The sequence below is a fragment of the Aldersonia kunmingensis genome, from assembly GCF_001646865.1.
In the GTDB taxonomy this organism is placed as follows: Bacteria; Actinomycetota; Actinomycetes; order Mycobacteriales; family Mycobacteriaceae; genus Aldersonia; species Aldersonia kunmingensis.
This window is the reverse complement of record NZ_LRRB01000206.1, coordinates 1-22,964: the sequence shown is the minus strand read 5'-3', so window position 1 is coordinate 22,964 and position 22,964 is coordinate 1. Positions and strand designations below refer to the sequence as shown.

22 protein-coding genes and 1 pseudogene are annotated in these 22,964 nt (G+C 66.2%); 16 read left to right on the top strand and 7 right to left on the bottom strand.

Annotated elements, in window-relative coordinates; translation table 11 throughout:
- Nucleotides 1–19 precede the first annotated feature (19 nt).
- Nucleotides 20–976 carry an oxygenase MpaB family protein gene (locus A8G08_RS16155; RefSeq protein ID WP_084436360.1) on the top strand — a complete coding sequence of 319 codons (957 nt, stop codon included), beginning with the start codon at nt 20–22 and terminating at the stop codon, nt 974–976.
- Nucleotides 977–1,205: 229 nt separating this feature from the next.
- Nucleotides 1,206–1,559 carry a hypothetical protein gene (locus tag A8G08_RS16150; protein ID WP_068276090.1) on the top strand — a complete coding sequence of 118 codons (354 nt, stop codon included), beginning with the start codon at nt 1,206–1,208 and terminating at the stop codon, nt 1,557–1,559.
- Nucleotides 1,560–1,566: 7 nt separating this feature from the next.
- On the opposite strand, the gene A8G08_RS16145 is transcribed toward A8G08_RS16150, so the two are convergent.
- On the bottom strand, nt 1,567–2,343 hold the full coding sequence (locus A8G08_RS16145; protein WP_068276087.1) for a hypothetical protein: 777 nt from the start codon (nt 2,341–2,343) through the stop codon (nt 1,567–1,569).
- A 94-nt stretch (nt 2,344–2,437) separates the two neighbouring features.
- On the opposite strand from A8G08_RS16145, the gene A8G08_RS16140 reads away from it, so the two are divergent.
- Nucleotides 2,438–3,007 carry a hypothetical protein gene (locus tag A8G08_RS16140; protein ID WP_245672851.1) on the top strand — a complete coding sequence of 190 codons (570 nt, stop codon included), beginning with the start codon at nt 2,438–2,440 and terminating at the stop codon, nt 3,005–3,007.
- A gap of 11 nt (nt 3,008–3,018) precedes the next feature.
- Here the strand turns inward: A8G08_RS16140 and A8G08_RS16135 are convergent, their stop codons facing one another.
- Nucleotides 3,019–3,957, bottom strand: a complete 939-nt coding sequence (locus A8G08_RS16135) for an NAD-dependent epimerase/dehydratase family protein (protein ID WP_068276084.1) — start codon at nt 3,955–3,957, stop codon at nt 3,019–3,021.
- 126 nt (nt 3,958–4,083) lie between these two features.
- Here A8G08_RS16135 and A8G08_RS16130 point away from each other — a divergent pair, with 126 nt between their 5' ends.
- The 3 genes from A8G08_RS16130 to adhP are packed head-to-tail and all read left to right on the top strand — an operon-like array spanning nt 4,084 to nt 6,514.
- On the top strand, nt 4,084–4,779 hold the full coding sequence (locus tag A8G08_RS16130; RefSeq protein WP_068276212.1) for a TetR/AcrR family transcriptional regulator: 696 nt from the start codon (nt 4,084–4,086) through the stop codon (nt 4,777–4,779).
- Nucleotides 4,780–4,833: 54 nt separating this feature from the next.
- Complete coding sequence (locus A8G08_RS16125; RefSeq protein ID WP_068276080.1) at nt 4,834–5,472, top strand: YqgE/AlgH family protein; 639 nt, start codon at nt 4,834–4,836, stop codon at nt 5,470–5,472.
- Nucleotides 5,473–5,479: 7 nt separating this feature from the next.
- Nucleotides 5,480–6,514 (top strand): alcohol dehydrogenase AdhP, encoded by a 1,035-nt coding sequence (adhP, locus tag A8G08_RS16120; protein WP_222844272.1) that lies wholly within the window; start codon nt 5,480–5,482, stop codon nt 6,512–6,514.
- Between the two features lie 181 nt (nt 6,515–6,695).
- Here the strand turns inward: adhP and gad are convergent, their stop codons facing one another.
- On the bottom strand, nt 6,696–8,063 hold the full coding sequence (gad, locus tag A8G08_RS16115) for a glutamate decarboxylase (RefSeq protein ID WP_068276078.1): 1,368 nt from the start codon (nt 8,061–8,063) through the stop codon (nt 6,696–6,698).
- Nucleotides 8,064–8,263: 200 nt separating this feature from the next.
- Between gad and A8G08_RS16110 the strand changes: the two genes are divergently transcribed.
- From A8G08_RS16110 to A8G08_RS16085, 6 genes are all read left to right on the top strand, one after another.
- The gene (locus A8G08_RS16110) at nt 8,264–8,770 is read left to right on the top strand and encodes a sigma-70 family RNA polymerase sigma factor (protein ID WP_068276075.1); all 507 of its coding nucleotides are present in this window, start codon (nt 8,264–8,266) and stop codon (nt 8,768–8,770) included.
- The gene (locus tag A8G08_RS16105) at nt 8,767–9,558 is read left to right on the top strand and encodes an anti-sigma factor family protein (protein WP_084436358.1); all 792 of its coding nucleotides are present in this window, start codon (nt 8,767–8,769) and stop codon (nt 9,556–9,558) included. Before A8G08_RS16110 ends, A8G08_RS16105 begins: the two co-directional genes overlap by 4 nt.
- Nucleotides 9,559–9,649: 91 nt before the next feature.
- A complete protein-coding gene (locus tag A8G08_RS16100; protein ID WP_084436356.1) occupies nt 9,650–11,353 on the top strand; it encodes a thiamine pyrophosphate-binding protein in 1,704 nt (567 codons plus the stop codon).
- Nucleotides 11,354–11,374: 21 nt separating this feature from the next.
- Nucleotides 11,375–12,034, top strand: coding sequence for an SRPBCC family protein (locus A8G08_RS16095; RefSeq protein ID WP_187344473.1), 660 nt, complete (start codon nt 11,375–11,377; stop codon nt 12,032–12,034).
- A 19-nt stretch (nt 12,035–12,053) separates the two neighbouring features.
- Entirely contained in the window at nt 12,054–13,088 is a 1,035-nt protein-coding gene (locus A8G08_RS16090; RefSeq protein ID WP_068276196.1) for a 3-oxoacyl-ACP synthase III family protein, read from the top strand.
- Nucleotides 13,085–14,122, top strand: a complete 1,038-nt coding sequence (locus A8G08_RS16085; RefSeq protein ID WP_068276202.1) for an aminotransferase class I/II-fold pyridoxal phosphate-dependent enzyme — start codon at nt 13,085–13,087, stop codon at nt 14,120–14,122. Before A8G08_RS16090 ends, A8G08_RS16085 begins: the two co-directional genes overlap by 4 nt.
- 103 nt (nt 14,123–14,225) lie before the next feature.
- Here the strand turns inward: A8G08_RS16085 and A8G08_RS16080 are convergent, their stop codons facing one another.
- A complete protein-coding gene (locus tag A8G08_RS16080) occupies nt 14,226–15,191 on the bottom strand; it encodes a DUF1648 domain-containing protein (protein WP_068276068.1) in 966 nt (321 codons plus the stop codon).
- A 69-nt stretch (nt 15,192–15,260) separates the two neighbouring features.
- Nucleotides 15,261–15,665 (bottom strand): SdpI family protein, encoded by a 405-nt coding sequence (locus A8G08_RS16075; RefSeq protein WP_068276065.1) that lies wholly within the window; start codon nt 15,663–15,665, stop codon nt 15,261–15,263.
- A 199-nt stretch (nt 15,666–15,864) separates the two neighbouring features.
- Between A8G08_RS16075 and leuS the strand changes: the two genes are divergently transcribed.
- From leuS to A8G08_RS16055, 4 genes are all read left to right on the top strand, one after another.
- Nucleotides 15,865–18,741: a leucine--tRNA ligase gene (leuS, locus tag A8G08_RS16070; protein ID WP_068276194.1), complete on the top strand. Its 2,877-nt coding sequence runs from the start codon at nt 15,865–15,867 to the stop codon at nt 18,739–18,741.
- A 79-nt stretch (nt 18,742–18,820) separates the two neighbouring features.
- The gene (locus A8G08_RS16065; RefSeq protein ID WP_068276063.1) at nt 18,821–20,359 is read left to right on the top strand and encodes a serine/threonine-protein kinase; all 1,539 of its coding nucleotides are present in this window, start codon (nt 18,821–18,823) and stop codon (nt 20,357–20,359) included.
- A 58-nt stretch (nt 20,360–20,417) separates the two neighbouring features.
- Entirely contained in the window at nt 20,418–20,789 is a 372-nt protein-coding gene (locus A8G08_RS16060) for a nuclear transport factor 2 family protein (protein ID WP_068276060.1), read from the top strand.
- Between the two features lie 99 nt (nt 20,790–20,888).
- The gene (locus A8G08_RS16055; RefSeq protein ID WP_068276057.1) at nt 20,889–21,554 is read left to right on the top strand and encodes a hypothetical protein; all 666 of its coding nucleotides are present in this window, start codon (nt 20,889–20,891) and stop codon (nt 21,552–21,554) included.
- Between the two features lie 74 nt (nt 21,555–21,628).
- Here A8G08_RS16055 and A8G08_RS16050 read toward each other — a convergent pair whose 3' ends face one another.
- Together A8G08_RS16050 and A8G08_RS27525 are read right to left on the bottom strand one after the other, a co-directional pair.
- Nucleotides 21,629–22,252, bottom strand: coding sequence for a serine hydrolase (locus A8G08_RS16050; protein ID WP_084436354.1), 624 nt, complete (start codon nt 22,250–22,252; stop codon nt 21,629–21,631).
- Nucleotides 22,253–22,481: 229 nt separating this feature from the next.
- A pseudogene (locus tag A8G08_RS27525) lies at nt 22,482–22,964 on the bottom strand (serine/threonine-protein kinase); the annotation flags it as partial.

Sequence of the window (22,964 nt, the reverse complement as noted above, 5' to 3'; positions counted from 1 at the left end):
GGCAAGGAGGCCGACTGGTATGAGTGTTGCCGAGTTCCGGACCCCAGAGGTCACGGATACCCCCGACACCGTCCCTGCTGAGGCGAATGCGCCGCAGGCGCCCGCTGAGGCGCGCCGCCGCCCCATCGAGCCGGGTACCCGGCTGTGGGACGAAATTGGGCTCGTCACCTTCTCGCTGACCGGAGGCACCGCCTTCCTGCTGCAGACCATGGAGCCGACCATCGGCACCGTCGTCGGCGAGCACTCGACGTTCCGCACGGACGCCGTGGGTCGCGCCACCCGCAGCCTCGCCTCGGTGATGACCTGGGTCTACGGCGGTGACGAGGCGCTGGTCGAAGCCGACCGGCTGCGCAAGATGCACGCCACCCTGAACTCCACCGACGAGAACGGCGTCCGGCACAAGGCATTGTCCTCGGGACCGTGGGCCTGGGTCATGTTGACCGGTGCATACGCGTTCATCGAGGGTGCCCGCTACTTCGCCAAGCGGCCCTTCACCGATCAGGAGAAGGAGGACTACTACGCGGAGACCCTCCAGATCTGGCGCAACCTGTACGTGGCGGAGAAGGAGATCCCGAAGACCTACGCGGAGTTCGAGGTCAAGTTCGAGCAGCTCGTCAAAGAGCGTCTGGTCGCACATCCCACCGCCTACGACTTCCTCAAGAGCATCGCGGTCATCCCGCCGCCGCCGAAGCTGCCGCGCGTATTCCGTCCGGCGTGGCGCACCATCACCCGCCCGGTCGGAAAGCTGCAGCACTTCGTCACGGTCGGCACCACGCCCCAGCACGCCCGTGACCTGCTCGGGCTCGAGTGGACCGAGGCCGACGAGCGCAAGCTGGTCCGCATCGGCTGGGTCGTTGCCCGCGTGACGCCGCTGCTGCCGGAACGGATTCGCTACCTGCCGATCGCGTACGAGGCACGCGTGCTCGAGCGCAACAAGCAGCGCGTGCGCAAGCTGCTCGACAACCGCCCCATGTAATCGAGGAGCGTCCGAAATCGTGCAGATCGCAAGGCGCGAGCATGCCGAAGTGGCTCAGCTCGTCATCGAATACGACCCGCATCCGCCGTTCGACTCGGGCACAGGCTGTCGCCGTTCCGAAGCTCTTGTGGTCCAGCACGATTCGGCGCGTTCGTGAGCGTCGCTAGAAGCACCCGCGGCCGGCCGTTATTGTCGTTTCGTCAGTAGGAAAATGTGCTGAGGAGACGCGATGGCCGACCGTACCGCCGGTGAACCCGGGCGTATCCGGAAGTTGGCTCAAGCGGCGCTGAATGCCGATCTCACGGTCGACCAACTCAACGCCGTCATCAACGATCTCGGCACTGCGCTAACCGATTTCGATGGCGCGCTGAACGGATTTACCGGCGCGATGGGCAAGTTCAACGACACGCTGGGCAAAGTCGATACCGCGGTGGGGCGGTTGGATGATATCGCCGTGCGGTTGGACGGCATCGTCGAACGCGTCGAGCGGATCGTCGATGTGGCCGAACTTGCCCTCTCGCCCCTGCTCGCGGTCGAGTCCGCGACGCGGGGTGTCATTCGCTCGCTGCGAGCTTGGGCGTAGCCGGGGCTCACCAGATGGTGAAGCCGCTCCCTGCAGCGATGGCGGTACGCACCTGAGCAAGATCGACGCTGCCGGACATCGAGGCGATGTCGATCGCGAACCGCACCGTGTCGCCGTGCCGGGTGGCCCGCACGATCCGGCCATCGTTCGGTAGCGCGGGAAGCGGCATCGAACGCGTGGTGAGCAGTGAGTTCGGGATCACCATGCCCATCCAGTGCGCCCGCTTGACCTCGATGCGCAGTAGGTCGTTGACGACGGCTGCATCGACGAGGGCGACGAGTTTGCGCCGGGAATGTTTGGCACGGATCAATCCGGAGTCGTCGATTCCGAGCGCCCACTGCAGGCCATGCCCGTTGAGCCATTCGATCAGCTCGGACAGCGGCAGTTCGCCCTGGATATCGATCTGTTCGGCCTGGAACCGCGTGGCCAGGCTGGGAATGAGCCGGACACCGTTCGCGGTGATGCTGAGGGAGTCGAAACCGTAGCCGTCCCAGTCCACGTCGGTGAGCTCGGCGCGGGCGCGGAACGATGCGCCAGTACGGCGGACTTCGAGCGAGACGAGATGCGCGGACATCGGCCGTCCGCGTAGGACGAGGTCGATTCGCTGGCCGCCGAAGCGGCTCAAAATGCCTTCGGATAGCGCGCTGACCAGGACATCAGGCAACAGCGCGGTGGCCGTTCCGGCGCCGAGCGTGGCGACCGGATCGGCCCATGCTGCCGTCTTGGCGAACCATTGGTCCAGCCAGGATCGGCCAACCCCGGGTGCCTTCACGGCCCCGGACATCGGTGCAGTGCGCCAGTCATGATCGCTGAAACAATACTTGGCCCGCCGATGCGGCGTGCCCGCGGTCGGACTCGTGTCGATTACGGCCGCATGAATGCTCGAGGAACCGCACTGGGCGGCATCGCGTCTACCGGGTATGGAGCTCGAGTACTCGTTCGGCACGGGTTTCGATGATCCGGTGGTGTGGTCGACACCGGCCGATCTCGATCTCGGCACCCCGGGCGGCGCCGATGCCGTGGCTCTAGATTTCGACGGTGACGGCCGGCGTGACGACGCGATGTGGGACTCGGACGGTGACGGTATCGCCGATACCGCAGCGCTCGACTATGACGATGACGGCCGTGTCGAGCGGTTCTTCGTCGACCCGGGCGGCAGGGGTGTATGGGCACACGAATCGCCGGGTGCCCGACAGTCCGCAGTCGAATCGGAGGGCCTGCGCGGGATCGAAAAGCCCTTCACTGCAGCCGATTTCGATCAACAGACACAGCAGGCAGCGCTCGGTGTCGACCACGACGGCCGCGCTGACGGTGTTCTCATCAGCGCGGCCGGCCGGGCGGGTTACGACGCATTGCTCGTTTCGCCTACCTTGGCCGTGGTCGATCGGGACGGTGATGGACGCCTCGATGCGGTGAGCCGGGCCGGCGAGCCCGATTTCGTGGGGTGATCGCCAGGACCTCAGGCGGCCGCCCGCAGGCCCTGCCACCACCGCACCGTCTCGGCCGCCGCATCCGCGAGAGGCGTGGGTGCCAGATCGAGCAGGCGCTCGCTGGTCCTGCTGTCCATCACGAACGGACGCGCGAATTGGTATGCGGTTTCGGCGAGTTCACGGGTGTCGGCGTGGACAAAACCGACCGCATCCATCGCCCAGGCCGGGATGGCCGAGCACTTGGGCGCGGGCACACCCGCGGCGGCAGCGAACGTCTCGATCAGCTGCCGCTGCGTGACCGCGGCTGAGGTTGGCGCGAAGAGGAAGCTGTTCCACAGGTCGCGTTCCGCGGCCGCGGTGACCATGGCGGCGGCGAGGTCGGGCACGTAAGTGAACGAATGCGGCTGGTCGAGACTGCCGATCACGCGCATGGTCTTGCCGTCCATGATCGTGGGCACCATCCGCTCGCCGGCGTGGGCGCCGCGCACATGCGGGCCGAAGAAGTCCGATGCGGCAACGCTGATGGTCGCGGTGGCCGAATCCTCGCGGGCCCGCAGAAGTTCGGCGCGAATGCCCAGCTTGCCGGTGGTCGCCGAGCGCGGGGTGTCCTCCGTCATCGGCGCGTCGACCTTGCCGAACGAGTACAGGCTCTCCGGAAACACGACCACCGCACCGATTCGCCCTGCGGCTTCCAGGACGACTTGCTCCATCGCAGGGAGCTCGGCGCGCCAGGCCTTCGCCGAGTAAGCCGAGCCGTGGGTGCAGTGGTAGATCGCGGTCGCGCCCTCGATCGCGCTCGCGAAGGCCGCAGGATCGGAGACATCGACGCGGCGCCGTTCGATCTGCGGGTGATCCGGGCCGCTGCCGGACCGGGTGAGGACCCGGACCCGGTGGCCACGCTCCGCGAGTTGTTCCGCGACGTTCCATCCGACGGGTCCTGCTCCGGTGACGAGGTGAAGCTGACTCATGACGACCTCCGGTAAATGTGAGCACTGCTCTCTGTTGTGACTCCAGCCTGCACCCGCAGCGCTGCAGTGTCAAGAGCACTGCTCTCTTTTGTTGACACTGCTCGCGAAATTGGCCACGCTGTGGTCGTGACCGGAACACCGCGCGACCGCGCCCGCGCGCAGACGATGGCCGACATCACCCGTATCGGGCGGGCCCATCTCGCCGAGCAAGGCGCGGCCGCGCTGTCATTGCGCGCGGTGGCCCGCGATCTCGGGGTGGTGTCGTCGGCGGTGTACCGATACGTGCGCAGCCGGGACGAGCTGCTGACGCTGCTCGTGGTCGACGCGTACAACGAGCTCGGTGACGCGGTGGACGCCGCGCTGAAGGAAGTGCCGGAGGACAATTTCGCAGAACAGTTCCGCACGGTTGGACGTGCAGTCCGGGCCTGGGCGCTACGCGAGCCGGCCCGCTACGCGCTGTTGTTCGGCAGCCCAGTGCCGGGCTACGCGGCCCCGGCCGAGCAGACCACCATTCCCGGCACCCGGGTGATCTACGCCCTCGTCGGCATCTACGACCGAGCCTGGGCTGCAGGTGCCGTGGCTCTGTCGGCGAGCACGAACACGCCGGAGAAACTGGCGGCAAGCCTCGAGCGGATCCGGGCCGAACTCGGCATAGACACGCCCGGCGAGGTGATTACGCGCGGCGTATTCGCCTGGTCGGCGTTGTTCGGCGCGGTGAACTTCGAGGTCTTCGGGCAGTACGGCCCGGACACCTTCGATGACCCCGCAGAACTGTTCGAGCACCACCTCGACGTGCTCGTGGAATCCCTCCGATTGCGATAACGATTCGCCGAGCGTCTGAACACATATGGCCCCCAACGGTGCCATGATGATTTCGTGGCACATGCGGAGGAACCCGAGGATCGCACCGCCCGAGGCGAACGTTGGGACCGCGGTGAGGGGATCGCGGCAGATCGAACGGTCCGCCCCGGTAGCCTGCTGGTCTCGTCGACCGAATTGGTCGAACCTTCCTTTCGACGCACCGTCGTCTACGTCATCGAACACAACGACGCCGGAAGTCTCGGCGTTGTGCTGAACCGCCCAAGCGAGACCGCGGTACACACCGTGTTGCCGCAGTGGTCAGAGCTAGCTGCCCGGCCCAAGGCGCTGTTCGTCGGTGGACCGGTCAAACGTGACGCGGCGCTGTGCCTGGCCACTATCCGGATCGGCGCCGACATCACCGACGTGACAGGGCTACGCCGAGTCGACGGGCGCGTCGCGATGGTCGATCTCGATTCCGATCCGGACCAGATCGCGCCGTACATCGTCGGACTGCGGGTCTTCGCCGGCTACTCCGGCTGGACCTTCGGTCAGCTCGAGGGTGAGTTGGACCGAGACGATTGGATCGTGCTGTCCGCCTTGCCCACCGATCTCATTGGCCCGCCTCGGGTCGATCTGTGGGCGCATGTTCTGCGGCGTCAGCCGCTCCCCCTGGCGATGCTCGCCTCACACCCCATCGAGGTGGAAAGGAACTAACTTTCTCATGTCCGAGACGATGCGTGCAGCGGTTGTTCACTCGTTCACTGAACCGCTCAAAGTCGAGGAAATTCCGACTCCCAAACCGGGTCCCTTCGAGGCCCTCGTGCGCGTGCAGTACTCGGGCGTGTGTCATACCGACCTCCACGCCGCGCATGGTGACTGGCCCGTCAAACCCTCCCCGCCGTTCGTTCCCGGCCACGAAGGCGTGGGCACCGTCGTCGAGATCGGTGATTCGGTTACCCGCGTGAAGGTCGGCGACACCGTCGGCAACGCCTGGCTGTGGAGTGCCTGCGGTGAATGCGAGTACTGCGAGACCGGCTGGGAAACCCTGTGCGAGGCGCAAAAGAATGGCGGCTACTCGGTAGACGGATCGTTCGGGCAGTACATGCTCGTCGATTCGCGTTATGCGCCAAGGATTCCCGACGGGCTCGAACTCGCGGCGGTTGGTCCGATCCTGTGTGCCGGCGTCACCGTCTACAAGGGTCTGAAGGTGACCGACACGAAGCCGGGCGAATGGGTGCTCATCTCCGGCATCGGCGGACTCGGTCACGTGGCCGTGCAATATGCGATCGCGATGGGCCTTCGGGTCGCGGCTATCGACGTCGACGACTCGAAGCTCGAGCTCGCCAAGAAACACGGCGCCGAGGTGACGGTCAATGCCGCCACATCGTCCGACCCGGCCGGTGAGCTAAAGGAGAAGACCGGCGGCGGTGTGCATGGTGCGCTTGTCACCGCTGTCAACGCGCACGCGTTCCCGCAGGCGGTCGGTGGATTGCGTCGCGGTGGCACGGTGTCACTTGTAGGGCTGCCGCCCGAGCAGTTCCCGCTCGACATCTTCACCACGGTGCTGTTCGGGCTCACGGTGCGCGGTTCGATCGTCGGCACCCGCAAGGACATGACCGAGGCGATCGACTTCTTCGCTCGCGGGAAGGTCTCGCCGACCTACACCACACGGCCGATCGACGACATCAACGACATCTTCACCGCTATGGAGCAGGGCAAGATCGACGGCCGCGTCGTTCTGGATATGACCAAGTAGGCCGCAAGCGGCCCATGCCATGGGCGTGGGTGTTGTTGGCGCGGTCCGGAAGTCGGCTCTGGACGCGGCTCGATAGTCGCTGTACGGTAAGCGCCACTCTTCCTTCCAGGGATTGGTGGAAACGCCCAGGGACTTGCTCCCTGGGCGTTTTGCATGCCGATTCGGCTACTTAACCCACCGGTCAGTGCGCGAAGGCGCGCGCCTCCGAATGCCCGCCCTTCCCCTTGCGGAGGGCGGCCAGCGACTCGGCGATGGCGTCACACAACATCCGCCCCAGATCGGCACTGAAGCCCTCGCGCACCACGATGCGAAGCACGGCGACATCGGTGGCGTCGTCGGGCATCGTGTACGCCGGCACCTGCCAGTCACGGGCTCGGAGCTCGTGGGACACGTCGAAGACGTCGAACTCCTCGCCGTCACGCAGCTTGAACGCGATCACCGGAATGGCGGAGCCGTCGGTGATCACCTCGAGCTCCGGTATCTCGCGCAGCTTTCCGCTGATCCGCAGGCACGTATCGCGCAGCGCCTCCATGATCGCGGTGTACCCATCCCGGCCCAGCCGCAGGAAGTTGTAGTACTGCCCGACCACCTGATTACCCGGGCGCGAGAAGTTCAGCGTGAAGGTCGGCATATCGCCGCCGAGGTAGTTCACCCGGAACACAAGATCCTCGGGTAGCGATTCCTTGTCCCGCCAGACGACGAAACCTATTCCGGGATAGGTCAATCCGTACTTATGCCCGCTGACGTTGATGGACGCGACGCGCGGCAGCCGGAAGTCCCAAGACAGGTCGGGGTGCAGGAACGGCACCACGAATCCGCCGCTCGCCGCGTCGACGTGCACGGGAATGTCCGGACCGCCGCCCGCGGCCAGTTTGTCGAGTGCCGCGACGATCTCGGCGATCGGTTCGAGTTCGCCGGTGAACGTGGTGCCGAGAATGGCTACTGCGCCAATCGTGTTCTCGTCCGACGCTTCCAGCACCTGCTCAGGTGTGATGACGTAGCGGTCATGCGCCATCGGCAGGTAGCGCGGCTCGACCTCGAAATAACGGCAGAACTTCTCCCACACCACCTGGACGTTGCTGCCAAGAACCAGGTTGGGTGTGCCCGATCCGGCGCCACGAGCGCGCCATCGCCACTTCAGTGCCAGCCCGGCGAGCATGACAGCCTCGCTGGACCCGATGGTGGACACGCCGGTGGCCGAACCCGGGTCGACCGGATCGAGGCCGGGGGCATTGAACAGATCGGCCACCATGTTCACGCATCGAGACTCGATGGCGGCGGTGGCCGGGTACTCGTCCTTGTCGATCATGTTCTTGTCGAATGTCTCGGCCATCAGTTTCTCGGCGTGGCGATCCATCCACGTCGTGACAAAGGTGGCGAGATTGAGTCGGGAACTACCGTCGAGCATCAATTCGTCGTGAATGAACTGATACGCCTGATCGGGATCCATTTCCGAATCCGGTAGCCGTAACGCCGGCACCGGATTCGTCGCGAGCCTGCCGGTATATGCCGGAGCCAAAACGCCGTCGGGATGCACGAGTCGTTTCACGGCTCAAGGCTAAGCGCTGCGACCAGCGATTTCGCGGGAATTGACGCACCCGGCGAGTACCGTCGAAGAAGCCCTCGAAAACTACCGCCGACTAGTTTTCTGTCCTTATGTAAACGTTCCACCGTCGCCCCGCCATTACTTCGGTAGAGGCAGGTGAACCGTCCGAACGGCTCTGTCGTTGACGAGGTGGAGGTGAGCGGGTGCGCACGGACGATGCCGATCTCTTGCAGGCTCTGTACGACCAGCACGCGTCGATTTTATGGCGCTACACCTTCAGCTTGGTCGGAGATGCGGGACGCGCGGAGGACATCGTGCAGGAGACACTGCTTCGAGCCTGGCAGCACCCCAAGGTGCTGGACCAGTCGAGCGGGTCTGCCCGCGGGTGGCTTTTCACGGTCGCGCGCAACCTCGCGTTCGATGAACACCGCAGCGCACGCAGCCGACGCGAAATCCGGATGGATGCACCTCCGGAGCAGCCGAGCGCAGATCAAACCGAACGAGCGGTCGACACCTGGGTTGTCGCCGACGCGCTCGCCACCCTGTCCCAGGACCATCGGGACGTGATCGTGCGCTCCTACTATGGCGGGCTCTCGACTCAGCAAATCTCGGCCCAGCTCGCCATCCCGGAAGGCACCGTGAAGTCCCGGATGCATTACGGCATGCGGGCGCTGCGTGCCGCCCTCCAGGACATGGGGGTGATGAAATGACCACCGGTTCAGACAACTTCGATGTCGGCATGGGTGACGCGCAGATCGGTGAGGACGAGTTCGCGACCTGGGACGCGGCCTATGTGCTCGGTGCGCTGACCCCACCGGACCGTCGTCGCTACGAGCAGCATCTGGACGATTGCCCGGCTTGCCGCGCGACGGTGGCAGACCTCGCCGGCCTGCCCGGAATGCTCGCGCTGGTGCCGCGCCAGACAGCGCTCGCGCTGCTCGACGACGCGCCGCCGACACCACGTGGTGCGCCGGCTCTGGTGATGCGTGACATCCCCGAACCCCCCGATGCGCTCATGCACAGCCTGGTCGAACGCACCCGGCGGGATCGCCGCCGCCGTCGCTGGGTTGCCGTCGGTGCGGCGGTTGCCGCTGCCGCCGCGGCGATTGCGATCGCCGTGCCACTGGTCGTCAACGCGGGCTCCCATGACACTTCGACGACCGCGACGGGGCAACCCGAGGTGGTCGCCTCCCGCACGATGGAGCCGCTGGTACCGACGCCGCTGTCTGCCGACTTCGACCTGTTCGCGGGAACCGCCGGTGGGTCGCTGATCAATATGGAGTGCCGCTACGACGACGCCGGCATGGCCTACACCGGGGAGTACTCGATGTGGGTCACCTCCACGGCGGGCATCCAGACGCATCTGGCCACGTGGGCGGCCAAACCGGGCGATGTGATCAACGCCAGCGCGTCGATCGATTTGCCGCCAACCGACATCCAGCAGGTCGACATCCGGTCGACGGCTACCCAACAAGTTCTGCTGTCCAGCGTGATGTGACCGGTGCCGTCGGTGGTGAACCCCGGCGGACGCCCGGTCGTATCCATGGACGGGACGCACGCACAGTCAGTGCCGACCCTAGGAGGTGCGAGTGGATACGGCCACCCAAACTGACCGCCCATCACGGGTCGTCGATTATCTCGTCGAGGCCATTGCCGCGCTCGGCGTGCGACACGTGTTCGGGGTCGACGGCGCCAACATCGAGGATCTCTACGACGCGATCTTCGATGCCGATTGCAGCCATCCGGGCCGGGTCACCGGTGTGGTGGCCAAGCATGAGTTCGCCGCCGCGACGATGGCCGACGGATACGCACGGTCGACGTCAGGGATAGGTGTGGTCGCGGCGACCTCCGGCGGTGGTGCGATGAATCTCGTTGCAGGCCTGTCCGAATCGTACGAATCGCGCGTTCCGGTGCTCGCCCTGGTGGGGCAGCCCCCGACGAACCTCGAGGGCCACGGCGCATTCCAGGACACCAGCGGCCGCGCGGGCACGCTCGACATTGAGAAGATGTACTCCGAGATCACTCGCTATTGCGCCCGTGTCGAGCGGCCGGCCGATCTCCCCGAGCACCTCGCCCGCGCCGTGGCCGCTGCGAAGCGCGGCGGACCGGCAGTGCTGTTGCTGCCCAAGAACATTCAGCAGGCCGAGTTCCATCCGGACGAGCCGTTCCAGCCGCCCGCTCTAGCGCATGTGTCTGACCGCCTGGGTCTACAGGCGCTGCAGGGCATCCTCGCCGCGGGTCACCGGGCGGGAAAGGTTCTGATCATCGCCGGGGATCAGGTCGCGCGCGACGATGCGCGCGGCGCGTTACGGCGGCTCGCCGAAGCACTGGATGCGGGCGTAGGCGTGGTCCCGGACGCCAAGGACGTTTACGGCGCGAACGAGCCCGGGTACTGCGGCGTCGCCGGGATCATGGGCCATCCCGAACTCCGCGATGCGCTCCGCGAGGCCACGATCTGCCTACTGGTGGGAACCCGGATGCCGGTGACTGCACGCGGCGGGCTCGACGACCTTCTCGCCGAATCCGCGGTGTCGAGTATCGGTGTGGAGCCGCCGCACGCGCGGGCGATGCACGCGACGAGCACAGACCTCGCCACCGACCTGGCGAAACTCGCCGACGAGTTGGCGGACGGCGCTAGTCGCGAGCCGGCCAGGTCGTCGCAGCGACCAAGCGCGCTGTCCGTCCCGGCCGCGACCGGCCCCGGGCTGCGCTACCGCGAAGCGGTGGAGGCGATCGCTGCGATGCTGCCGCCCGGCACCGATGTCTTCGCGGACGCAGGAAACACCGGTGCCGCCGTGGTGCACCACCTGCCGGTCCCGGATGGTGGCCGCTTCGTGGTCGCGCTCGGCATGGGCGGAATGGGGTACGCGTTCGGTGCCGGGATCGGCTCGGCGTTCGCTCGTTGCACTGATAACGGCAGGCGGACGTTCGTCATCGCCGGCGACGGCGCGTTCTTCATGCACGGCATGGAACTGCATACCGCGATCGAGCACGACCTACCGATGACCTTCGTCGTTTTCAACAACAACGCGCATGCCATGTGCGTGACGCGCGAGCAGCTGCTCTACCGAGATCGATACAGCTTCAACAGGTTCCGGCCCACGCGGATCGGCGAAGGTGTTGCCGCGATGTTCCCGGGATTGCCCGCATTCACCGCTCGAACCTCGGAGGAACTCGACCACGCACTGTCCGAAACGGCGACCGTCTCCGGGCCCGCATTCATCGCCATCGACTGCGATCCCGACGAAATCCCCCCATTCGCACCATTTCTGGCCGTCCTGGCCGGCGATTGATCAACCCCGAGGAGATCCAACGTGACCACTACCGACGTGCTGCCCGCCCTCTGCGATATCACCGATGCGCTTCCCGGCGTGACGAGGATCGAGACGCAAGACAAGGATGAGGCCAAGGAGCTCATCTTCGACCGGACCCGTTCGGTGTATCCGCACGCGCAGATGTTCGGCGAGTTCTGTCCCATTAACGCCTACATAGATGCGCCGTTCCGGGACGTGTACGAGTACCTTGCGGACACCCGAAGTCTGGAGGAATGGACCTACAGCCTCCGGGGCTTCGTCGAGACCGACGAACCGGGCCTGTGGGAGTCGTTCGACCGAGTCGGCGGGCAGACGAAGTGCTATGCGCGCACGATCGCCAATCCCGACGCCATGACTGTCGACTATCACTGCGCCTGGGACCAGGGCAAGCACCTCTGGATGATCTACCTGATGCGGGTGATCGACGCGCAGGTTGTGCTGAACAAGCCCGGCTCGGTGGTCACCTGGGTGAACTGCAAGCACCCGTTCTACGACGAAAACCCCTATCCGGAAACGGCTCCGCCCGGCCGTCCGGTGTGGGTTGGCGACGGCTGGGACCTCTTCTACGCCGGCCACCAGATGGAAATGGACAACCTCAAGGCAATTTGCGAATACCGCGCAAGCCATGGCCTGCCGATCAAGCCCGACTGGATGAAGTGAGAGCCGAATGACCGACACCATGCCCACCGTCAGCCTCATCGACGTAGCGAGCTACCTGCCCGAAAACCGTGTTCCCACCGAATACTTCACGCAATTCGCGCGGTCGGAACGAATGGCGAAGAACGTCATGTTCCGCTCGCCGAAGTACCGTCACCATGTCGCGCGCGATGAAACCGCCGTCGACATGATCGAGCGCGCGACCGCTCCGCTGATCGCGCGGCACGGCGCCGACATGATCAAGGGCGTCGACGTTTTGCTGACCCACGTCCAGTTACCGGACAACCCCGTGCTCGGCAGCGGGCCAGAGGTGGCACGCAGGCTAGGAATGCACCCGGACAAGGTAATCGACGTGCACAACGGCGGTTGCGCGTCGTTCATGCACATGATGGAACTGGCCAAGATGATCCTGGCGACCACCGATGCGAAGACCGCACTGATCGCCGCGGCCCAGAACGCGGCCGGTCCCAGCATGACGCAGCCCGAGGTGCGCAAGCTCGCGTTCGCGCCGGTGCCCGGTGACGGCTGCGGTGTGGGCCTCCTGGTGAAGAACGAGGACGCGCCGATTCTCGGCACCTACTGTCGCACCTATCCCGAATACGCCGGTGATATGACCTTCGAGGGCGTCGGTCTGCCCAAAGGCACTGTGCCACGGAAGTATTGGGAGCCCGGAATCGGCGAGCCGACAATTGGATTCACCGAGTCGAAGATCGCGAAGGTCTTCACCCGCGGCAACGAGCTCGTGCCCAGTGCCGGATATGCGGTGCTGAAGGACATCGGGGCGAAGTCCGGCGATGTCGACATGCTGGTCACCAATCAGCCGAACCGGTTGTTCCTACGTAACTGGCACGAGGCACTCGAGGTGCCGGCGGACAAGCATCCGGACACCTTCGACGAATGCGGCAACCTATTCGGTGCGGGAATCCCGGTCACCCTCGACGCGGAGAACCGTGCCGGCCGGATCCCCAACGGTGCGCTGATTCTGATGTCCGCGTTCGCGCATGCCGGCGACTTTGCCGGGGCGGCGGCGGTGCGGTGGGGAGCAAGCGCGGCATGAGCACAAGCACCTTCGACGACACCCGCCCGTACACGGCGCCGGTGCAGCAGCGCTTCGAGCTGGGGCTGAGCGAGAACCCTTATCCGCCATTGCCTTCCGTGCTCGAAGAGCTGAATCGATCGATGGCGCAGGTGAATCGGTATCCGGAGTTCCTGCCGGAGCAGCTACCTCGCATCATCGGCGAACGGGTCGGCGTCACGCCGGACCGGCTGGTGGTCGGCGGGGGTGCGACCGGGGTGGCGATGCACATCATGCAGGCGTTGATCGGGCCGGACGAGGAGATGGTCTTCTCGACTCCGACGTTCGACGGGTATCCGATCATGGCCCGGATCGCGGGTGTGCGCACCCGGACGGTCGGACTGGATGGGTTCGGGCGCCAGGACCTGTGGGCGATGGTGCGGGCGATCGGGCCCCGCACTCGGGTGGTCGTGGTGTGCCGACCGCACAACCCGACCGGCACGCTGATCCCCAGCGGAGAGTTGCGGGCCTTCCTGGCCGCGGTGCCGCGGCGCGTGGTGGTGGTGCTCGACGAGGCCTACGTGGAGTTTTTGCACCCGGCCGACACCATCGACGTGGTCGGCCTGCAGCGCCGCTTCCCCAACGTCCTGGTGCTGCGGACCTTCTCCAAGGCGTACGGACTTGCGGGTCTGCGCATCGGGTATGCGGTGGCGGCGCCAGACCTCGCGGCACGGGTGCGACGCTGGCTCGTACCGTTCGGCATGAACGCCGCCGCCGCCGCGGCGGTCCGCGCGTCATATGCGGCTGAGTCCGAGCTGCGCGAGCGGGTGCAGGCGATCAACACCGAACGTGAGCGGCTCGCCGCCACGCTGCGCCGCTTCGGTGTTGCCGTCCCGGACAGCCACGCCAATTTCCTCTATCTCGACGGACCCGCAATCGCCCCCGCGCTGCGGCGGGCCGGAATCGTCGCCAAGAGCTATCCGAATGGCAGCGCCCGCATCGCGGTGGGCGACCCGGCGGCCGGCACCGCGGTGGTGGCGGCGCTCCTGGACGAGCAGCTCGCCAGCCCCGACTGAGCGGAACCCGCGCTTCGTGAGTGCAAACCTTCTTCGTGGGTGCGAAGTTTCGCCCCCGTTTACACAATTTGCCCCCGGGGAAGGGCTGCGAATTCTGGCGGGGTTAGCGCTCAGCGTGCTGCTGACTCGCCCAGGTATTGAGTGCGCCGACCACTTCCTCGGCCTGCGGTGTGGTGATGGTTAGCGTCAGTCCGGAGGCGGTTCCGATCTCGACTGCGGTCCCCCGTTGCGTGATGACGCCGTAGCGGCCGGGCCCCTTGGCGCGCAGCCCCCAGCCACCGAAATCCTTGAACGCCGCCACATCGGTGAGCTTCGCCCCGATGATCTCGTCCATGTCGACGTCGAACGTCGTCAGACCGAAGTTGCGCACCCGCACGCCGGTCGAGTCGATGGTGACGTCGTAGCGCAATCCGCCGACCACGAGCACGATCACCGGGAGGCCGACCCAGAGTGGCCAGGTGGAGCCAATCGTCCCGCAAGCCAACAGCGCGATTCCGACTCCGATCGCTGCGATCACGACGATCCCGACGGTGCCGAACCCGCCGACCATCCGCCACGGCTCGGCCGCGCCGCGCGGCAACTTCGCGTCGGGCGGACCGAGGGCAGGTACACGCACGCGGTAGTCGCGCAGCAGCGACGCGCCGAGCACGCCGAGGGCGGAGCCGATGAGCACCCCGAGGCCGATCGCTGCACCCGGGAGTTCGACGTCATCGCCCTTGGCCGTGTCGAGCTGCACCCACAGCACCGCGACCAGCAGCGTCGAGAGCAGTCCGGTGACGACGAGACCGGTGACGAGCATGATCCGCCGCCACATCAGGAGGGCCTGCGCGAGGGCCGCGAATGAGGCGCATCCGCCGCCGACGAACATGGTCACCAGCGCGAACACCCAGGCGAAAGACATCGGGGTCGAGTAACCGTCCGGTCCGTCGAGTCCCCAGTGCGTGACGATCTCGGTCGGCAGCCGTGATTCCCAGATCGAGGTGAGCACGAGCCCACTCGCGGCGGCGAGCAACGGCAACAGAACGCCGAACGCCAAGCCCCACGGATCGAAGATGCGTCGGGTGTTCACGGATGTGCAGTCAATCACGACCCGCCGCGACGGCAGTTTTTGCGCCTCTCCGAGGCGGCCGCCTTCACGTCAGGACGGTGCGCAGGTGTCCTTGAGCGAGCAGGAGCCGCAGGAATGACCGCAGCCCCCGGCCCCGGCGGAGGCGGTGATGGCCTCGGCTGCGCGATTGCCCAGCGTGCCGCCGTTGCCTGCGGTGATGACACCGGCGATGACTGCGACGACAACGCCGATGGTGGCGAGCATGCCGTCGAAGGCAATTGCTGCGAAACCACCCACGCCGAGCAGCACGCCGGCGGTGATCGTGGTGGGTGCGGCCACCTTGTTGGCGACCCGGAACGCCGCGTCGCTGCGCATGGTGTGCGGGGTGCGTATACCGACCCAGCGATTGCGCGGCAGCCGTCCGATCAGGGCCGCCACACCGCAACCGACAGCCGCGAGGGCGAGAACGAACAGGACAACTGCGACAACGAGCACCCAAGAAGGATACGGGTCCTACTCGGGAGTACGTCGCATCGGGTCTCGGGTGGGTGCAGGTCACAGTGGCGCGCGGCATACCCTGGATAGGCGAACAGGGCGCGCAGCTTCCCCGACCGAGCAGGGCGCGCGGCCTGCGGAGCCGCCCCTGACTGAACAGCCCGCCGAGAAGAAGAGACGAGTCGTGCCGAACCCCGAGATGCCCGCCACCGCTAAGGCCAGCGACGCGCAGCAGACGGCAGATAATGCGCGGCTCGCCGCGGAACCCCTGCATCGCTACAACGCGCAGCTCGCCGGGCAGCTCGAGCGCCGCTGGCAGGAGCGCTGGCGCGAGCGCGGCACCTTCGAGGCACCGAACCCCGTCGGTCCGCTTGCGCCCAGCGACCCGGCCGACGTTCCCACGGACAAGCTTTTCGTGCAGGACATGTTCCCGTATCCGTCCGGCGCTGGGCTGCACGTCGGGCACCCGCTGGGCTATATCGCCACCGACGTGTTCGCCCGGTTCCATCGCATGCGCGGCCGCAACGTGCTGCACACCCTCGGCTACGACGCGTTCGGCCTGCCCGCCGAGCAGTACGCGGTGCAGACCGGCACGCATCCGCGGATCACCACCGAGGCGAACATCGCGACCATGAAGGCGCAGCTCGACCGCCTCGGTCTCGGCCACGACGAGCGGCGTTCGTTCGCCACCACCGATGTGGACTACTACCACTGGACGCAGTGGATCTTCCTGCAGATCTACAACGCCTGGTACGACACCGACCTGAACCGCGCGCGGCCGATCTCCGAGCTCGAGGCCGACTTCGCCTCGGGCACACGACAGGTTCCGGACGGCGGCAGCTGGGACGCTCTCGACGCCGATGCGCGCCGCAAGCTGATCGACTCGTACCGCCTTGTCTACCTGAGTGATTCGCAGGTCAACTGGTGCCCAGGACTGGGCACTGTGCTGGCCAACGAGGAGGTCACCGCGGACGGCCGCTCCGAGCGCGGCAACTTCCCGGTGTTCCGGAAGCACCTGCAGCAGTGGATGATGCGGATCACCGCCTACTCCGATCGCCTTGTCGACGACCTCGACCACCTGGATTGGCCGGACAAGGTCAAGACCATGCAGCGCAACTGGATCGGTCGTTCGCGCGGTGCGTCCGTTCGCTTCGACACCGATGCCGGCGCTATCGAGGTCTTCACTACCCGGCCCGACACTCTGTTCGGCGCCACCTATGTGGTGCTCGCGCCGGAGCACGATCTGGTGGACGCGCTCACCGCGGCGCAGTGGCCCGCCGATGTCGACGCCCGGTGGACCAACCACGGTGCGGCAACCCCGGTGGAAGCCGTTGCCGCGTACCGGCGTTCGATCGCGGCGAAGTCCGATCTGGAGCGCCAGGAGAACAAGGAGAAGACCGGCGTCTTCCTGGGTGCGTACGCCACCAACCCGGTGAATGGCCACCGCGTGCCTGTGTTCACCGCCGACTATGTGCTCAGCGGCTACGGCACCGGCGCGATCATGGCCGTCCCGGGTCACGATCACCGCGACCATGAATTCGCTACAGCGTTCGGTCTCGAGATCGTCGAGGTAATCGCGGGCGGCGACGTGACCGACGCGGCCCATGCCGGCGAGGGTGCGCTGGTCAACTCCGATTACCTCAACGGCCTCGACATCGAGACCGCGAAGGCCACCGTCGTCGGCCGGCTCGAGGCTGATGGCCACGGCGAAGGAACCATCCAGTACAAGCTGCGCGACTGGCTGTTCGCCCGCCAGCGCTACTGGGGCGAGCCGTTCCCGATCGTGTACGACGAGGATGGCAACGCGCATCCGCTACCGGAAAGTGCTCTACCCGTAGAGCTTCCGGAGGTAGAAGAATTTGCGCCGGTGTCGTTCGACCCGGACGACGCGAACTCCGAGCCGTCGCCTCCGCTGGCGAAGGCGACCGAATGGGTACACGTCGAGCTCGACCTCGGCGACGGCCCCAAGCAGTACCGCCGCGACACCAACGTGATGCCGAACTGGGCCGGCAGCTCGTGGTACCAGCTGCGCTACATCGACCCGACCAACCCGGATGCGATCTGCGCCAAGGAGAACGAGGAGTACTGGGTCGGCCCGCGGCCAGAGTTGCACGGTGCGAACGACCCCGGCGGCGTCGACCTCTACGTCGGTGGCGTCGAGCATGCGGTACTGCACCTGCTGTACTCGCGGTTCTGGCACAAGGTCCTGTTCGACCTCGGCCACCTGAGCTCGAGCGAGCCGTACCGCCGCCTGTACAACCAGGGCTACATCCAGGCCTTCGCGTACACCGATGCGCGCGGTGCCTACGTGCAGGCCGATGAGGTTGTCGAGCGGGACGGCAAGTTCTACCACCAGGACGCCGAGGTGTTCCAGGAGTACGGCAAGATGGGCAAGAGTCTGCGTAATGCCGTTGCGCCGGACCAGATTTGCGATGACTTCGGCGCCGACACGCTTCGTTTCTACGAGATGTCCATGGGCCCGCTGGACCAGTCGCGGCCGTGGGCGACCAAGGATGTCGTTGGTGCGCACCGGTTCCTGCAGCGGATATGGCGAGTCGTACTCGATGAGGAGACCGGGAAGCTCCGCGTCACCGATGCCGACCCCTCTGCCGACACACTGCGGTTGCTGCACAAGACGATTGACGGTGTCACCGCGGATTACGCTGCGCTGCGCGACAATACGGCCGGCGCGAAGCTGATCGAGCTCAACAACCACCTCACCAAGGCCTACCCCGACGGTGCACCGCGCTCGGTGGTCGAGCCGCTGGTGCTGATGCTCGCACCACTCGCGCCGCATATCGCGGAGGAGCTGTGGGAGCGCCTCGGCCACCTCGAATCGCTGGCCTCGGGTCCGTTCCCGGCCGCCGACCCGCAATATCTGGTCGCGGAGACGGTGGAGTATCCGATCCAGGTGAACGGCAAGGTGCGCAGCAAGGTCACAGTGCCGTCGGATGCCACCGCGGACGAGGTTGAAGCACTGGCGCTCGCCGATGAGAAGATCGTCGCGCTGCTCGGCGGCAAGGCTCCGCGCAAGGTGATCGTGGTGCCGGGCCGCATGGTCAACGTCGTCGCTTGATCCGGCAACCGGTGGGTCGGCGGTCGGGCCCGTGCTGCGTTCGTCCGAGTGGTCGCCGAGGCAGGTGAGGATCGTCCATATGGTCGGCGAGACGAAGGCCGGTAGCCAACTCGGTCACTATCAGCTGCGTTCGCTTATCGGTCGCGGCGCAATGGGGGACGTCTTCGAGGCCTTCGACACCGTCAAGCAACGGACGGTCGCGCTCAAGGTCTTGCCCGCAGCGCTCGCCCGCGATCCGGAGTTCGCGAACCGGTTCCGCCAGGTGGCACAGAGCGCTGCGGTGCTTACCGAACCGCACGTTATCCCGATTTACGACTGGGGCGAGATCGACGGCCGGCTCTACATCGATATGCGCCTGGTACAGGGCCCGAGCCTGCGGGCACTGATCAGCGGGTCCGGTCCGATGCCCCCAGCGCGTGCAGTGCTTATCGTGAGCCAGGTCGCCGCCGCGCTCGATGCTGCGCATGCCACGGGCTTGATGCACCGGGACGTAAGGCCCGAGAACGTCCTGATCACCGCGGACGGTAATGACTTCGCGTACTTGACCGATTTCGGTATCGCAGCCGATGCTCGCGAAGGTTCCCTCATCACGCGGGCTATGACTGTCGGGTCGTATGCGTACATGGCGCCGGAGGGTTTCGGCGGCGGCTCGGTCACCGACCGAGCCGACACGTACTCAATGGCTTGTACCCTCCACGAACTACTCACCGGTGCAAAGGTATTCGATTTCACAACGCCCAATACCGCGATGCACGCACATCTCGAAGAGCCGCCACCGCGGCCGAGCACGCTTGTCGCGGGTGTACCGGTTGGCATCGATGCCGTCCTCGCGCGTGCGATGGCAAAGAACCCAGCCGACCGTTACTCGACAACTGGTGAATTTGCCAGGGCCGCACGCGAAGCCGTGACTGGCGCCGACGCGGTGGCGGCGAGCGCGCTCACTCGCCGGCTCACCGAGACCGTAGTGCTGTCAGCCGGGACCGCCAACCCGCAGGCCCATGCTCACTCACCGCTTCAACCGCAGTGGGCGCCAGCGGATGCGGCGACGCCCCGCGCGCGGCGATCGCTGGCGCCAATCGTGTTGATCCTGATGGCAATTGGCGTGTTGGTGCTCGGCGGCATCGCGGCCGGGCTCGCTGTGTCCGGCGATGATTCGAACGAAAAGTCGGATGCCCCTGTCGCGGCGTCCCCCACACCCGGAACGCCGAGCGCAGTGAATCCTCCTCCAATACCGGCGGTGCAGCCGACGCCCCCGACCGGCGTGGCGCCGCCGCTGTTCTCGGGTGCGGTTGGCGGTGCGGACCAGCAGGGCTTTCTTGCAACCGAGACGGCGCGATGCAACGCGGCCGACTCGGCTGTCGCGATCGGGCGCACGACGAATTCGCTCGTGGTCGTGTGCCAGGTCGAACGGACTGGCCGGTATTACTACAAGGGCATGCGCATCAGCGACGGCGCGGCGATTGAACTCGATGACCCGGTACGTACCCCCTCCGGATTCACCGTGGCGACCTCGGCCGGTCAGACGGAATACCGCATCGATCCGAGCGCGCTCGTCATCGTGAGTGGCAGCGGTCAGGTGGCGGCGACGCAACCGATGCTCGAGTACGCCCAGCGCTGACGAGGCCTTCCGGTGCGAAACTAGAACGTGTTACATTTCGCGCCAAGGAGGCCATCACATGCCATCAGCTGATCAGATCCGCACCGCCGTCGAGCTCTACGTGAAGTTCGTCGGTGCCGGAGCCACCGAGGACATCGTCAACCTGTACGCGGAAGACGCCACCGTGGAGGACCCGATCGGCACCGAGCCGCGTCACGGTCACCAGGCGATCCGCGAGTTCTACCAGATCCTCGAGCCGCTCGAAAAGGAAACCGAGCTGCTCACCACGCGTATCGGCGGCAACGTCGCGGCGTTCTGGTTCCGTCTATCCACCAAGGCCGGCGAGCAGACCATGAACCTGGCTCCGATCGACATCATGGAGTTCAACGAGGACGGCAAGATCACCAGCATGAAGGCCGTCTGGAGCGCAGAGGACATGGAGCTCGTCTGATCGTTCTCCTCGTCCGGCGGGTTAGTGCCCGCTGGACGGGGTACGCCCACTTCGAGGCCGACTGCGACCGCAGACGGCGCAGCCTCGAAGGAGGGCGTCATGACCAACGTGCAGTCCGGTGTACCGGCGCAGCGCGGCGGGCGGATGCATATGCCGCGTAGCCGTGGTGCATTGAGTGGTTTGTTTTTGATAGCACTCGGCGCTTGGGGTGCGTTGATTCCGTTCATCGGGCCGTACTTCAACTGGGCCTACACCCCTGACGAGGCGTGGACCTGGACCGCCGCACGCGGCTGGCTCGAAGTGTTGCCCGGAGCCGTCGCGGCCTTCGGTGGTCTGCTGTTGCTGATGACCCGGAACCGCGCGACCGCGATGTTCGGTGGCTGGCTCGCTGTTGTGGCCGGTGCCTGGTTCGTGGTCGGGCAGGTGTTTGCCGGACCGCTGAACATCGGCAGTGTCGGCTTCCCGATCGCCGATGGAGACACCAAGCGCGCGCTCCTCGAGATCACCTACTTCTACGGCCTCGGAGCCGTGATCGTCTTCTTCGGCGCAACCGCACTCGGCCGCTTGTCGGTGCGGACCGCGCGCGATATCGAATACGCCGACCGTCGGGCCTACGCGCGCGAACCCGCTGTGGCAGCAACGGACACCGGCTACGCCGACGCGCCGCGAACAGCGGACGCGCCACGAGCAGCGGAGGAACCGCGGCACAAGTCCCGGTTCGGCGGGCTGTTCGGTGGGCACCACGGGACGCCGGCGACGAGGTAGCCCGCTCGTTCGCGGTACCGACTAGGCGGAGTGAACGGAAGCGTTCACTCCGTCTATCGCAACCAATCTTCCGTTCACGGGCATATGCCGTAGGGCAGCAGATCGAGATGCTCGCCAACCCAGGCCGCCACGGTGTCCAGGATCGCGACGCCATCCGCGAACGCGCCCGACGCCGGCTCGGCGGCAACGGTTACCGCGCTCTGCCCCTGCGGCGTGGTGATCACCGCAAGTTGGCGCACCAGATAGCGCTCATCCTCGCCCGGACCCCAGCCTCCTTTGGAGACTGCACCCTCGACGCGAGCCAGCCCCCAAAATTGTTCCGGCACAATCTCCCTCATCCGAGACGTCACCGCCTCGGTACCGGGCAGGCAGGGCAACTGCGCGGTGAACAGGGTTTGATCGGCAATGCTCCACATCGTTTGACCGAACGCGCTGAACGGCGGGCGCACCCGCTGCGACTGGACCTGAGTCGTTGTATCACCCGTTTCGGCAAGCACCGATCCGACCGCCTGCGCCGCGGCAATCGGATCGCCGAGCAGGGACCAAAGCCCGTCGGCCGCAACGTTGTCCGATTGGGTGATCGCGGCGGTGGCCAGCGAATCGGCGCTTGCGCCGGATGCCCGTAGGGCCGCGAGCGAGAGCGGCACCTTGATCGTGGACCACGCGACACCCGTGGTCCATTCGCCCGCCTGCGTCACCGCAACTGCGGAAGTACCTCCAACGGGGGCGACGCCGATCCCCACTTTGGCAGGGAGAGCCCGCTCGAGTTCGCGCAAGGCGGCAGCCAGTGGTGTCGGCGGGGCGGTTGTCTCCGCCGCGGCGACCGAGGTACCGCTTGCCCCATCATTCGGTCCCGATCCACATCCCAAGATCGCGAAAACTCCAACGAGCATGGCGTAAAGCCATGCGCGCAAATACTTTCCGATCTCAGTAGAGGTGGATGACCGCATTGTTTCCGCCGGTGCAGGTAACCACCTTGCCGGACGTTGTGCAGGTCAACCTGTACGACTTGCCCGTCACCGGACTCGTGGCCGTCACTTGCTTCGGCTGAGCACCCGCGGCGACGTATGCCTCACGTACCTCCTCGGCGAACGGGCATGACGTAGTGGCATTTCCGGCCGCGGACCGGGTGTAGGTGCCAGTGGCACCGCTCGCGGCCGGACACGGTGTCGCGCCGGCGGGCAGTGCCGGTGTTGCGCCACTCGGCTGCGCGGGTGCGGTCGGGTTGGCCTGAGTCAAGGGCACGCCCTGAGCGCCAGTGGCAATCGTTGTCCCGCTGTCGCTGTTGGTCCCGGTGAAGAGCAGCCAGCCGACGACGCCGCCGAGCGCGAGAATCGCGACAGCCAGCAGCGAGAGCAGCACCGGGAATGCCTTCGAGCGTTTCGCCGGCGCCGGATCGTTTGCGTACGC

What these genes read in the sequence shown, in the direction of transcription:
- A8G08_RS16105 (WP_084436358.1), top strand. Translation starts at nt 8,767, where the DNA reads ATGACCACCGGTTCAGACAACTTCGATGTCGGCATGGGTGACGCGCAG.
- adhP (WP_222844272.1), top strand. Translation starts at nt 5,480, where the DNA reads ATGTCCGAGACGATGCGTGCAGCGGTTGTTCACTCGTTCACTGAACCG.
- A8G08_RS16150 (WP_068276090.1), top strand. Translation starts at nt 1,206, where the DNA reads ATGGCCGACCGTACCGCCGGTGAACCCGGGCGTATCCGGAAGTTGGCT.
- A8G08_RS16135 (WP_068276084.1), bottom strand. Translation starts at nt 3,957, where the DNA reads ATGAGTCAGCTTCACCTCGTCACCGGAGCAGGACCCGTCGGATGGAAC.
- A8G08_RS16145 (WP_068276087.1), bottom strand. Translation starts at nt 2,343, where the DNA reads ATGTCCGGGGCCGTGAAGGCACCCGGGGTTGGCCGATCCTGGCTGGAC.
- A8G08_RS16085 (WP_068276202.1), top strand. Translation starts at nt 13,085, where the DNA reads ATGAGCACAAGCACCTTCGACGACACCCGCCCGTACACGGCGCCGGTG.
- A8G08_RS16140 (WP_245672851.1), top strand. Translation starts at nt 2,438, where the DNA reads ATGCTCGAGGAACCGCACTGGGCGGCATCGCGTCTACCGGGTATGGAG.
- A8G08_RS16055 (WP_068276057.1), top strand. Translation starts at nt 20,889, where the DNA reads ATGACCAACGTGCAGTCCGGTGTACCGGCGCAGCGCGGCGGGCGGATG.
- A8G08_RS16155 (WP_084436360.1), top strand. Translation starts at nt 20, where the DNA reads ATGAGTGTTGCCGAGTTCCGGACCCCAGAGGTCACGGATACCCCCGAC.
- A8G08_RS16090 (WP_068276196.1), top strand. Translation starts at nt 12,054, where the DNA reads ATGCCCACCGTCAGCCTCATCGACGTAGCGAGCTACCTGCCCGAAAAC.
- A8G08_RS16065 (WP_068276063.1), top strand. Translation starts at nt 18,821, where the DNA reads ATGGTCGGCGAGACGAAGGCCGGTAGCCAACTCGGTCACTATCAGCTG.
- leuS (WP_068276194.1), top strand. Translation starts at nt 15,865, where the DNA reads ATGCCCGCCACCGCTAAGGCCAGCGACGCGCAGCAGACGGCAGATAAT.
- A8G08_RS16060 (WP_068276060.1), top strand. Translation starts at nt 20,418, where the DNA reads ATGCCATCAGCTGATCAGATCCGCACCGCCGTCGAGCTCTACGTGAAG.